The sequence below is a fragment of the Actinoplanes sp. NPDC023936 genome (assembly GCF_040639325.1).
GTDB lineage: Bacteria > Actinomycetota > Actinomycetes > Mycobacteriales > Micromonosporaceae > Actinoplanes.
The window spans coordinates 489,501-501,846 of the sequence record NZ_JBEZZR010000001.1; the positions used below are offsets into that span (position 1 = coordinate 489,501).

Below are 12,346 nucleotides of genomic sequence, written 5' to 3' on the forward strand. Positions count from 1 at the left end.
GCCGCACGAGCCTAGAGTGAGGCCGACGTGGGGGTGAGCGCCTTGCAACAGCAGCGTTCCACCGGTGCGGCCAGCGACGACGCGAGGCTGCGCGATCGGCTCGTGTTCGGTGACGAAACGGCGTTCATCGATCTGTACGAGCGATTCGAGTCCCTTGTCCACACGATCGCCGCCCGGGTGACACGCGACGGCCGTGCCGCCGAGGACGTCACCCAGGAGGTCTTCCTCGCCTTCTGGCAGCGCCCGTTCGACTACGAGCCGGACCGGGGCAGCCTGCGCGGCTGGCTGGCGATGATGGCACACCGCCGCGCGGTGGATCTGGTGCGCCGGGAGGAGACGCACCGCCGGAGGTCCCTGGACGGCCGGCTGTACGCCGGCGCGGTCAGCCGCGGCGACCCGGTCGGTGACCAGGTCTCCGACGCCGACGCGGCCGAGCGGCTCGGCCACGCGCTGCGGACCCTGCCCGAACACCTGAGCCGCGCGATCACCCTGGCATATCTGGAGGGCCACACCTACCGTGAGGTCGCGACAGTGCTCGGCCTGCCCGAGGGCACCGCGAAATCCCAGCTGCGTGAGGGACTGCGCCGGCTGGCCGTGGCGCTGGGAGGCGCCCACCACCAGGAGGGGGAGGAGAAATGACCGGCACGGACAGCCATGAGACGGTCCTTCCTCTCATCGGGGCATGGGCGCTGGACGCCTGCTCCACGGCCGAGGCGGAGGTCGTCGAGGCACACCTGGTCTCCTGTCCGGCCTGCGCGGCCGAGGCCGGTGAGCTGCGGGAGGTCGCGGCCGGCCTGGCCGGTGACGACCTGCGGCAGTCACCCGGCTCGACGGCCCGGCTGCTCTCGTCCGCCCGGCGGGTGCGACGACCGGCGGCGGCCGCACCGGCGTTCGCCGCGCCGTACGCCGCCCAGGTCGCGGCGCTGGACCTGCTGCTCTCCGGCCTCGACGCCGAGCGCTGGCGGCGGACCGCAGCGTACGAGGAGATGACCGTGCACGACCTGGTCGCGCACCTGGCCGCCACCGACTCCCTGATCGCCGCCGGGCTGGGACTGCCGGTCGAGCCACCGGTCGAGCCGGGCCAGAGACTGGCCGCCCGCACCGCCGCCGTCCTGCGCCGCGAGCGGGGACGTCCCGCCGAGGAGACCCGGCGCTCGTGGCGCGCGCAGGCCGACGCGGTGTGCCGTGCGCTGCGGGAGCACCCGGCGCCCGCGACGGTGACGATGGGCCGCCCGTTCCCGGTGACCGACGCGTTGCTGGCCCGGGCCTTCGAGACGTGGATACACCGGGAGGACATCGCCGCCGCGGTGGGGCGGCCGACCGTGCCGCCGCTCCCGGAGCATCTGCACCCGATGACCGACCTCGCGGTCCGGTCGCTGCCCGGCGTCCTGACCCGCCGCCTGACGGCACACCACGATCAACTGGTCCGGCTCGACCTGACCGGTGACGGCGGCGGGACGTGGACGGTGCCGCTCTCCCTGCCGGACACGGTCCCCGTGGTGGCTCGCCCGGCCGCCACCGTGACAGTCGACGTCGTCGAGTTCTGCCGGCTGGCCGGCGCCCGCCGCGACCCGGACCGGATCGGCGCCGAGGTGGCGGGAGACGTCACGCTGGCGCGTGAGTTCCTGGCCGCGGTGCCCGCGATGGCGCCCGTCCCGTAAGGCCCGGTCGCGGGCGGGCCGCTCGTGTGAGGCCCGCTCGTGTGAGGCCCGCTCGGGTGCGGCCCGCTCGTGTGAGGACCGGGCCGGCGATCAGCCCAGACCTTGCTGGCTAATCGAGGAGTCGTCGACTTGCCGGATGTGCGATGGGCGCCCCCAGTTGTCGATCGTGGAGCGGTGCGGGCGGGCTGGCGCTCAGTGCTCTCGGAACAGGCACCCGGCAGCACTGGTGACCAGCTCATCTTGCTCGGCTGGCTGTCAGAGTTCTCACCGGCCAGTCGGGACAGCACTGAGCGCCAGCCGGACCACGCCTTTCCACGATCCACGCCAGCCGAGGACAGCACTCACGACCAGCGGGTCCAGCTGGTCCGGCTGGTGCTCAGCGTCGTTGCCGCAGCGGTGGGGTCCGGCTGGTCCGGCTGATCGTCAGTGCTGACCTCGCTGGCTAATTGAGAAAACTCCGCTACCAGCAGATATTCGGCCTACGCGGCTGTCGTGAGGCGGCATCCGCGCCGCCTGGGCCTCGTGCCCCGAGTGTCCCGACTACCCCGCGCTGGCCTCCTAAGGCTGGCATCTCGCACCTGCACCTCCGTCTCCCCGATCTTGGAGCGCGCCGTCCCGGCCGTAGCTCTGGCATGTGATCAAGCTGGGGTAGCCGTTCTGGTCTACGGCTGGCGTCGCCCGGCCGTAGCTCTGGCATGTGATCAAGCTCGGGTAGCCGCTCTGGCCTACGCTCCGCCGGGCCGTCAACGAAGATCTATTGGCCTAGGGGGACGGCCTGGCGACTGGTCACCGGCGGTCATACCCACGTTTCCGCAAGTAGACGGATTCCTCAATCAGCCAGCAGGGTCAGTGCTCCCGAACCGGCACCGTTCCCGGGGCGCACCATCGCCGCCGAGGGCCCCGCCGACAACCAGGCCGGACCGCCCGTCAGCACGAACCGTAGTCACCCAGCGTGCCGGCATCCACGGTAAACGTCGGGCTTCACGGAACCCCCGGACGCCCCGGGCCCTGCAGAATCACGCAGAGCCACGGCACTCCACGGTAACCGGCGACCGACCGTGACACGCGGCCGCATCGGCGCACTACCGGGCGGCGGGTTCAGCCAACAGGGTCAGTCCAGTCGGCGGTACCGGCTTCCGTGGAACACCAGCGGTGGCACGTCGGGGTCGGCGTCCAGGTCGTGCACGCGCAGCAACACGATGTCGTGGTCGCCGGCCGGGATCTCGCGCTCGACGCTGCAGTCCAGCCAGGCGCTGGAGCCGTCGAGCAGGACGGCGCCGTCCGGGCCGGCGTGCCAGTCCAGCTCGGCGAACCGGTCGGTGTCCCGGGCGCTGAGCCGGCGGCCGGCGTTCTCCTGGTGCGCGCCGAGCACGCTGACGCCCAGCCGCGGGGCCCGCCGCAGCACCGGCCAGGTGGTGGAGGTGTGCGCCACGCAGACCGACACCATCGGCGGGTCGAGCGACACCGAGACGAACGAGTTCGCCGCGAGGCCGGCGGGCGACCCGTCGACCATCGCGGCGAGGACCGTCACACCGGTCGGGAAGGACCCGAAGACCCGTCGCAGCCGTAGTGGCTCGAGTGCCGATCGCATGGTCATGTGGGTGCTCCTGTTCCGCTGATCCGAGGCTAAGCGGAGCACCCGCCGGTCGCCAACTCGAAGGTCAACCGACCCAGACCACGATCCCGGTGAGGCCGTGCAGCACGGCGGCCACTCCGGCGCGGACCGCCGAGGCGCACCGGGCGGGGGTGAACGACGCCGGGTCGTACGCGGACGGCGACCCGAGGCCCTCGCCCCGGAAACCGGCGCCGGTCCAGTCGGCCGCTGTGACGTTGCCGGTCGGCTCGGCGATCTCCGCCCCGACGATCAGGAACTGCTGGTCGAGGTGACTGGCCGTGACCAGGGCCAGCGCGTCGACCAGGTCGTTCCCGGCGCTGATCACCAGGTCCGGCTTCATCGTGATGGCCTCGACGATGCCGTCGACCGGATGCGCCGCGTCGGCCTCGACGGTGCGCAGCGACACCTTCTCCGCCGTGGCCCAGGACCGGACCGCGTCGGCCACGGCCTTCGCGGGCGCGTCGGCGCCGAGCGTCAGCAGCACGACGCGGTAGTCCTCGGGCGGGTGGACGCCGTCCCAGGAGCCGGGGCGAGGTGTGATGGTCGCCTCGGGCGCGGGCGGTGACGAGGGGTCGGAGAAGCCCGCGCCGAGGGCGCCGATCGGGGCCGGCACCGGCCGGGAGTCGGACCAGTCGTCGGCTGACGAGCAGCCGGTGAGCAGGACGGCGGCGGCGAGGGAGGCAGCGAGCAGGCGGAGCACGGGTCCTTTCCTACACGTGCGGGATGCCGGTCCGCCAAGGGCGCGATCATGTTGTCGCCAGCGGTTCGCCCAACATCTTGATCTTGTTAACCCGGCGGGTGCAGCGTGTCCCGCCGTGCCACTGCGAATACGCCGTATCCTCGCCGTTCTCCTGCTGAGCGGCGCCGCCCTCTCGATCGCGAGCCCCGCGCTCGCGCACGGTTTCTCCTCGACCGTCTACGCGGACGTCCGTCCCGGTGACAGCGGTCACGTCCGGACCGCGCTGGAGCTCGAGTACGACCTCTTCGTCGTCTCGGCCGCCGACTACCGCGACGACGACCAGCTCTTCCAGGAGGGCAACGCGGCCTTCGAAGCCGGTGACGCCACCGCGCAGGCGGCCGCGCTCAACGCGCACACCGCGGCGGCGGTCGGCTACGTCACCGAGCGCTTCTCGGTCACGGCGGGCGGCCAGGCGTGCGCGCCGTCTCCCGCCGGGCCGTTCCGCATGGGTACGCGGGAAGGGGTCCCCTACGCGACGCTGGACCTCGACTGGACGTGCGGGGAGCGCACCGGCGAGCACGAGATCCGCAGCGGGCTCTTCCCGGATGCGGAGACCTACGTCCGCGACACCAAGACCATCGTCACGTACGAGATCGACGGCCGGACCGGCAGCGCCGCGCTCGACGCCGGCCGCCAGGTCTTCTCCACGGCGCAGAGCTGGCAGCAGCGGTTCGGGGAGTTCTTCGTGCTCGGCGCCGAGCACCTGCTCCTCGGCATCGACCACATCCTCTTCCTGCTGGCGCTGATCGCCGGGTCGCGGCGGCTGCGGGAGATCGTGCTGGCCGCGACCGCGTTCACGGTGGCGCACTCGGTGACGTTCGTGCTGGCGGCGCTCGGCCTGGTCGAGGCGCCGGCCCGGGTGGTCGAACCGATCATCGCGCTCTCCATCGCCGTCGTGGCGGGCTGGCACCTGGCCCGTACCCCCCGGCAATTGATCGAAGCGCAAGCGGGCCCGCTGGGTCTCGACCGCGCGGGGTGGATCCGGCTGGCCGTGGTGTTCCTTTTCGGTCTGGTGCACGGCTTGGGCTTCGCCGGCGCGCTCGGCATCGACGAGGCCTGGTCGTGGACGCTGCTCTGGTCGCTGCTGGTCTTCAACGTCGGCATCGAGACCGTGCAGATCGGACTGATCCTGCTGGTCTTCCCGGTGCTGGCGATGCTGCGCCGGCGGACGCCGCGAACCGGTCGATGGGTGACGAACGTGATCTGCGCCGGGGTGGCTGTGATGGGGCTCATCTGGTTCTTCCAGCGGATCTTCGGCTCCTGAGCACCGGGGATCTTGATCTTGTTCACCGGTGGTTCACGGGGCAGGACGAGCTTGATCCGCGCCTCCCATCTTTCCCATTGGGAAGCGTTCTCTCTCATCAAGCAGGAAACGGAAACCGATGAGAACCCACCTGTCCCGCCGTCGCCGTGCCGCCGCTGGCGCCACGGCCGCGGTCCTCGGATTAGCGGTCGCCCTCGGCAGCGGACTGGCCACCCCGGCCCTCGCCGCCGACCCCGTCACGCTGAGCAGCATCGTCCTCGGCGTCGGCGCCAACGAGGCCCAGCGCATCGTGAGCTGGTACTCCTCGGCCGACACCGCCCAGTCGGTCCAGCTGGCACCCACCGCCGACATCGTCAACGGTGAGTTCCCGGCGGCCGCCGTGACCTTCGCCGGCGTCGGCGCCGCCAACATCGCCACGAGCGGCGGCTACAACCGGCACGCCACGATCACCGGGCTCAAGGAGAACACCGCCTACTCGTACCGGGTGGGCTCGGCGGACGGCTGGTCGGCGGCGTACGCCTTCAAGACGCAGGACTTCGAAGGCGACTACGACTTCCTGTTCTACGGCGACCCGCAGATCGGCGCGTCCGGCAACCTCGCCAAGGACCAGGCCGGCTGGACCGACACCCTGGACGTGTCGCTCGCCGCCAACCCGAACGCGGAGATCCTGGTCTCCGGCGGCGACCAGGTCGAGACCGCCAACACCGAGGCGCAGTGGAGCGCCTTCCTGGCCTCCGACAAGCTGCGCCAGTACCCGTGGGCGGCCACCATCGGCAACCACGACGTCGGCGGCAAGGCGTACGAGCAGCACCTGTTCACCCCGAACACGGACCGCTCGGGCGCCTACTACTCCAACGGCAACCCGGCGTCCAACACGTCCGGTGGCGACTACTGGTACATCTACAAGGACACGCTGTTCATCGATCTGAACAGCAACAGCTACGCCACCTCGCAGGGCGGTGGCGGTGACGCGGCGCACGTGCAGTACGTGACCGACGTCGTGAAGCAGCACGGTGGCGAGGCGAAGTGGACCGTCCTGGTCTACCACCACTCGATCTACTCGGCTGCCGCGCACGCCAAGGACTCGGACGCGAAGGTCCGCCGGAACGACTTCCCGAAGACCTTCTCCGACCTCGGCGTCGACCTGGTGCTGCAGGGCCACGACCACGTCTACGCCCGCAGCTACCTGATCAAGAACGGTGCGAAGGCGAACCCGGACGAGAAGCCCGGCGCCGAGGACGTGTTCGCCGGTCCCGGCGGCGTGCTCTACGTGACGGCCAACTCCGCCTCCGGCTCGAAGTACTACGACATCACCAAGCCGGACGCGAGCGGCACCAACGGGCCGGACCCGTTGAAGCCGAACGACTACTGGTACAGCTCCGTGCAGAACCAGGAGCACGTCCGGTCGTACATCAAGGTCGGTGTCCGCAGCGACAAGCTGGTCGTGGAGAACATCCGCAGCGGCACCTGCGCGGCCCCGAACGCCGCGGTCGAGCTGGGCAGCTCGTGCAGCAACTCCGCGGACACCCGCGGCGTCGGCTCGGTAGTCGACAAGGTGACGGTTCACCCGTACCACGGTGACAACCAGGACATCCAGGTGAACGTCCCGAACGCCAAGCCGGGTGAGTTCGGCTGGACGATCGACGGCTACAACGGCCTGGTGGACCTCGGCACCGCGGTCGAGAAGGACGGCGACTACTTCGCCGCCACCGGCTCGATCAACCCGATCAAGGTGTCGGACAGCCGGCGCTCGCTCTCCCCGTGGTCGCTGTCGGCAAGCGTCGGCGACTTCAAGGACGCCGGCAAGACGTTCTCCGGCTCGTACCTGGGCTGGACCCCGTACGTCGCCGCCGCCGGCGCGGGCGCGAAGGCCGGCACCGCCGTCGAGTCCGGTTTCGGCACCGACGGCAAGGGCCTCGCCGAGTCGCGTGGCCTCGGCTACGCGGAGCAGGGCCACGCCCGTGGCACCGCCCTGCTCAGCGCGGACCTGGACCTGAAGGTCCCGGCCGACGTCGCCAAGGGCAACTACCGCACCACCCTCACGATCACTGCGCTGAGCAGCTGATTCGTTATCCGGCAGGGCGGGTCCTCCCGCCCTGCCGGGCTTCGTCTCGTTTGTCGAGCTTCGTCTCGTTCGCTGGGCCTCGTCTCGTTCGCTGGGCCTCGTCTCGTTCGCCGGGGCTGGTCTCGTTTAAGGAATTCCGATGCGTCTTGCCGCCCTGTCCGTTGTCGCCGCTCTCGTGTCCGTGCTGAGCCCGGCGCCCGCCCTCGCCGCCGAGGGTGATGTCACCTGGACGGTCCGGACCGCCTCGAACAGCTACGGCGACGACCGGTCCAGCTACAGCTACGCGGTCAACGCCGGCGCCGCGGCGACGGACGCCCTGGTGGTGGCGAACCACGGGTCGGCGCCGCTCACGCTCGCGGTCTACGCCGCCGACGGGTACACCACCGGCGAAGGGCAGCTCGACCTGCTCACCGCCGACAAGAAGTCGGTCGCCATCGGCGCCTGGGTGCATGCCGGCGCGTCGACCGTCACCGTGCCGGCGGGCAAGGAGGCGTCGGTCCCGTTCAGCGTGGACGTACCCTCGAACGCGACGCCCGGCGACTACGTGGGCGGCATCGTGACCTCGCTGTCGCAGGCGTCCGATCAGACGATCAACGTCGAACGCCGCCTCGGCATCAAGATCAAGCTGCGGGTCGGCGGCGATCTCGTGCCCGGACTGGCCGTCGAGGACTTCACAGTCGACTACACCGGTTCGGCGAACCCGTTCGGAACGGGCGACGCCACCGTCTCGTACACGATCCGCAACACCGGCAACGCCGTCGAGTCCGCCCGCCAGCAGATCTCGGTGGCCGGCCCGTTCGGCTGGCTGCGCACCGACGCCGGCACCGTCGACTCGCCGCCGGAGTTGCTGCCCGGCGAGTCCTGGAACGTCACCGTGCCGCTGCACGACGTCTCCCCGGCCGTCGTCCTCACCGCCACCGCGGAACTGACACCCCTGCTCACCGACGCGTCCGGCTCGACGACGTCGCTGGACCCGGTGACCGCCACCGCGCATGTCTGGGCGCTTCCGTGGACGCTGACCGCGCTCCTGGTCGTACTGATCGCCCTGCTGATCGCCGGCGTCGTGACGAGCCGGCGGCGGCGCGCCAAGCGCAAGGACCGGGAGGACGAGCGCGTGCGCGAGGCCGTCGAAGAGGCGTTGCGCGAGCGCAGCGCGACCCCATGATCCGCTCGCGTGCGGTATTCCGGGACGAGGTGGACCCGCCGGCCGCACCGTGATCGGGGACGACTTGCACGGGTAACGCCTCGCCTCGGCTACGGCCGGGCGGCGCCGGCCGTAGGCCCGAGCGGCTACCCGAGCTTGATCACATGTGTGGGCTACGGCCGGGCGGCGCCAGCCGTAGGTCCGAGCGGTTACCCGGGCTTGATCACATGTGTGGGCTACGGCCGGGTGGCGCCAGCCGTAGGCCCGAGCGGTTACCCGGGCTTGATCACATGTGTGGGCTACGGCCGGGGCGGCGGGTTCCAAGATCGGCGAGGCGGGAGGTGCCAGGTGCGAGGTGCCAGGTGCGAGGTGCCGGGTGCGAGGTGCCAGCCGCAGGACGCCGGCGCGGGGTCGGCGGGGCACGCGAGGGCGCGGGGCCGAGGCCGAATATCTGCTGGTAGCGGGCTTTCTTAATTAGCCAGCGGGGTCAGTGCTCCCAGGCGCGGCAATGTCGATCGAGCCGCGCATTGATGCTGGATAGCGGCCGGCGCGAAGGTGCAGCCGACCCGGCGGTCCGCACCGACCCGGATTGTGCGGTTGCGGGTGGCGCTGACTGCCGAACGCCTACGCTCGTCGTCAAGGGGTGGCGATCGAACGGACGGGGCGATGACAGTCCTTCACGCTGACACCGCGCCCGCGGCCGGGCTGACGTCTGACCAGGTCGCGGCGGCGCGGGCACGCGGCGAGACGAACACCGTCCGGTCGGCGGCCTCCCGCCGATATCTGTCCATCCTGCGAGCGAACCTGTTCACCCTCTTCAACAACTTCCTGTACGTGATCGGGCTCAGCCTGCTGGCGATGGGGCGCACGAAGGACGCCGTGGTCAGCGTCGGCCTCGGGGTGCTCAACTCATTGATCGGCTCGATTCAGGAGATCCGCGCCAAGCAGAAGCTCGACCGGCTCAAACTGCTGCACCGCGCACCCTGCCGGGTGGTCCGTGACGGCATCGAGCAGGAGGTGGCACCCGAGGAACTCGTCCGCGGCGACCTGCTCCGCGTGGCCGCCGGTGACCAGATCGCGGTGGACGGGCCGGTGACCGCCGGCGACCGGCTCGAGGTCGATGAATCCTCGCTGACCGGCGAAACCGATCCGGTGCTGAAGGGGACCGGTGACCGGCTGCATTCGGGCACGGTGGTGCTGGGCGGGTCGGCGTACCAGACGGCCGAAGTGGTCGGCGCCGGCAGCAACGTAGGCGCGCTGGCCGCGACCGCCAAGTCGTGGCAGCCCGAACCCACGCCAATGCAGTGGCGTATCGACGCGATCGTCCGGCTGATCATGCTGACCGTGGCGCTGATGAGCGCCGCTGTGCTGGCCAATGCCGCACTCAAGGGACTGGCCCTGGTCGAGGTTGTGCAGACCGCGGCCGTGCTGTCCGGGCTCGTGCCGTACGGGCTGTTCTTCCTCATCACCATCTCCTACGCGGTCGGCGCGGCCGCCATCGCCCGTCAGGGTGCGCTGATCCAGCAGGTCAGTGCCGTCGAGGCGCTGTGCGGCGTCGACGTGCTCTGCACCGACAAGACCGGAACCCTGACGACCGGCCGGATGCGCCTGGAACGCGTGGAGCCACTCGACGGGCACGACCCGGCGACGGTACGCGGGCTGCTGGGAACCGTGGCCGAGAGCATGACAACCCGTAGCCACACCGTCGTCGCGTTGACCGAGGCACTGCCCGGTTCGCAGCCGCCGTTGCACGAGGAGGTCCCGTTCTCGCCGGAGCGCCGATGGAGCGCGGCCGGCGGTCCGGACGGCGGCTTTGTTCTGGGCGCGGTGGAGGCGCTGGCAGACGCGTTCCCGGCCGGGGCGAACATGCGGATGTACGCCATCCTGGACGACCTGACCCGCCAGGGCCTGCGAGTGCTGCTGTTCGCCGCCACCGTCGACCCCGACGCCGGTTTCCGCGACTCCGCCGGCACGCCGGCGCTACCCGCGTTGACGCCGCTGGCCTTGGTGGCGCTGCGCGACGAACTCCGCGACGGAGTCACCGACACCCTGGCCGGCCTGCGTACCGAGGGCGTCGACATCAAAGTCATCTCCGGCGACGACCCACGGACGGTGGCGGCTCTGGCCCGCCTGATCGGACTGGGCGGCGGCGAGCCGGTCACCGGTCCCGAGTTGGAGGCGATGACACCGGCGGCGTTCGACGACGCGGTCGCCCGGGGCACGGTGTTCGGCCGCGTCGCTCCGAGGACGAAGGAACGCATGCTCGGCGCCCTCCGCCGGCAGGGGCGGTACACCGCGATGATCGGTGACGGGGTCAACGACATCCCGTCGCTGAAGAAGGCCCACGTCGGCGTTGCTCTGGGCAGCGGCAACAGCGTCGCCTGCGACATCGCCGACGTCGTGCTGCTCGACGACTCCTTCCACGCGCTCGCGCCGGCCCAGCGGCAGGGACGGCGCATCGTCACGGGGATCGCCACGTCGATGTACCTCTACCTGGCCCGGGTCAGCACTTCCATCCTGGTCATCATCGGCGTCGCCATCCTGGGACTCGGCTTTCCCTACGAACCCGCACAGGTGGCACTGGTGCTGTTCACCGTCGGCCTGCCCACGATGCTGCTCACCGCCTGGGCGAAACCGGAGCCGCCGAACGCCGACCTGATCGGGTCACTGGCCCGGTTCGTGGTTCCCGCAGCCATCGTGACCGCGCTGTTCGGAGTCGCCGTCTACGCGGTGCTCTACGAGTTCGTCCTGGGATTGCCCGGCAAGCACGTCCCCGACCACCTGGTCGGCCGCTTCGAGGAATTCACCGGGTTGCTGAGCACCAATGCCACCTTCACCGAGCAGGCTGCCACGGTCGTCGCACAGACCGGCCTGACCGTGTTCACCTCGTTCACCGCGTTCCTGCTGATCCTCTTCCTGAAACCCCCGGCCCGCCTGTTCGCGAGCTGGACCCCGGTGCGGCACGACAAGCGTCCCGCGATCCTCGTCGGCGCCCTCATCGCTGTCTTCTGCGCCATCCTCGCCACGCCCGTGCTCTCCGACTACTTCGGGCTCTTCCCGGACGTTGCCGCGTTCGGCGTCGCCGGCCTGGCGCTGCCACCATGGTTCCTGCTGCTGAGCGCCGTCTGGCGCCACGATCTGCTGAGGCGCATGATCGGCTTCAACCGGCCGGCCGAACGAGGATGACGACCGGTCAGCGGGAGGCGGCCATCGCCTCGACGCCGCTGATGATCAGATCGACGCAGAACGCGTAGTACCGGTCCACGTCGGGCTCGTCGTCGACCGACGCGGCGTACTCGATCATCTTCGGGAAGCGGTCGACCGGCAGCAGCGACATCCTCAGCCGTTTCTGCCGCCGCCACTCGGCGGCCTCCTCGGACGCCATGCCCGGCGGGCACCAGCCCGGCTCGCCGGCGACCAGGCCCATCGCCGCGTTCAGCAGGTGGGTGGCGACCCAGTAACCCTCTTCGACAGTGAACCCCGCGTCGGACAGCAGCGCGAGCGTGTCGTTGGTGGCCCGGGTGAAACTCTCCGTCTGGGTCTTGTCGACCGCGTACAGCAGGGTCGGCAGCGACGGGTGCTTCCGCATCACGCCGACGACCGTCTCGAACACGGTCCGCAGCCGTTTCTGCCACGGATCGCCGGCGGCCGGGTCGGCGCGGACGCCGGAGAGCGCGTGGTCGACGATCCCGAGCAGCAGCTCGTCCTTGTTCTTGAAATGCCAGTACAGCGCCATCGGGGTGACGCCCTGCTCCTTGGCGAGCCGGCGGATCGTGACCGCCTCCACGCCTTCCGCGTCGGCGAGGCGCAGGGCGCACTCGGCCACCGTCGCCTTGGTCAGTCGATCACCCGTCACTT

General features: G+C 70.7%; 9 protein-coding genes. 6 read left to right on the plus strand and 3 right to left on the minus strand.

Features of this window, described 5'->3' with window-relative positions:
- Positions 1-42: 42 nt before the first annotated feature.
- Positions 43-639 (plus strand): sigma-70 family RNA polymerase sigma factor, encoded by a 597-nt coding sequence (locus tag AB0F72_RS02135; protein ID WP_360423649.1) that lies wholly within the window; start codon positions 43-45, stop codon positions 637-639.
- Complete coding sequence (locus tag AB0F72_RS02140; protein WP_360423654.1) at positions 636-1,661, plus strand: maleylpyruvate isomerase family mycothiol-dependent enzyme; 1,026 nt, start codon at positions 636-638, stop codon at positions 1,659-1,661. Before AB0F72_RS02135 ends, AB0F72_RS02140 begins: the two co-directional genes overlap by 4 nt.
- A gap of 1,111 nt (positions 1,662-2,772) precedes the next feature.
- Here AB0F72_RS02140 and AB0F72_RS02145 read toward each other — a convergent pair.
- Positions 2,773-3,258, minus strand: a complete 486-nt coding sequence (locus AB0F72_RS02145) for a flavin reductase family protein (protein ID WP_360423657.1) — start codon at positions 3,256-3,258, stop codon at positions 2,773-2,775.
- A gap of 64 nt (positions 3,259-3,322) precedes the next feature.
- Positions 3,323-3,976, minus strand: coding sequence for a hypothetical protein (locus AB0F72_RS02150; RefSeq protein WP_360423660.1), 654 nt, complete (start codon positions 3,974-3,976; stop codon positions 3,323-3,325).
- A 115-nt stretch (positions 3,977-4,091) separates the two neighbouring features.
- Between AB0F72_RS02150 and AB0F72_RS02155 the strand changes: the two genes are divergently transcribed.
- The 4 genes from AB0F72_RS02155 to AB0F72_RS02170 all read left to right on the plus strand — a co-directional run bounded on the left by AB0F72_RS02155 (position 4,092) and on the right by AB0F72_RS02170 (position 11,674).
- Positions 4,092-5,279: a HupE/UreJ family protein gene (locus tag AB0F72_RS02155; RefSeq protein ID WP_360423663.1), complete on the plus strand. Its 1,188-nt coding sequence runs from the start codon at positions 4,092-4,094 to the stop codon at positions 5,277-5,279.
- Between the two features lie 118 nt (positions 5,280-5,397).
- On the plus strand, positions 5,398-7,344 hold the full coding sequence (locus tag AB0F72_RS02160) for a metallophosphoesterase family protein (protein WP_360423666.1): 1,947 nt from the start codon (positions 5,398-5,400) through the stop codon (positions 7,342-7,344).
- A 139-nt stretch (positions 7,345-7,483) separates the two neighbouring features.
- Positions 7,484-8,509, plus strand: a complete 1,026-nt coding sequence (locus AB0F72_RS02165) for a DUF916 domain-containing protein (protein WP_360423669.1) — start codon at positions 7,484-7,486, stop codon at positions 8,507-8,509.
- Between the two features lie 645 nt (positions 8,510-9,154).
- Entirely contained in the window at positions 9,155-11,674 is a 2,520-nt protein-coding gene (locus tag AB0F72_RS02170; protein WP_360423673.1) for an HAD-IC family P-type ATPase, read from the plus strand.
- Positions 11,675-11,681: 7 nt separating this feature from the next.
- On the opposite strand, the gene AB0F72_RS02175 is transcribed toward AB0F72_RS02170, so the two are convergent.
- Entirely contained in the window at positions 11,682-12,344 is a 663-nt protein-coding gene (locus AB0F72_RS02175) for a TetR family transcriptional regulator (RefSeq protein WP_360423676.1), read from the minus strand.
- Positions 12,345-12,346 lie beyond the last annotated feature (2 nt).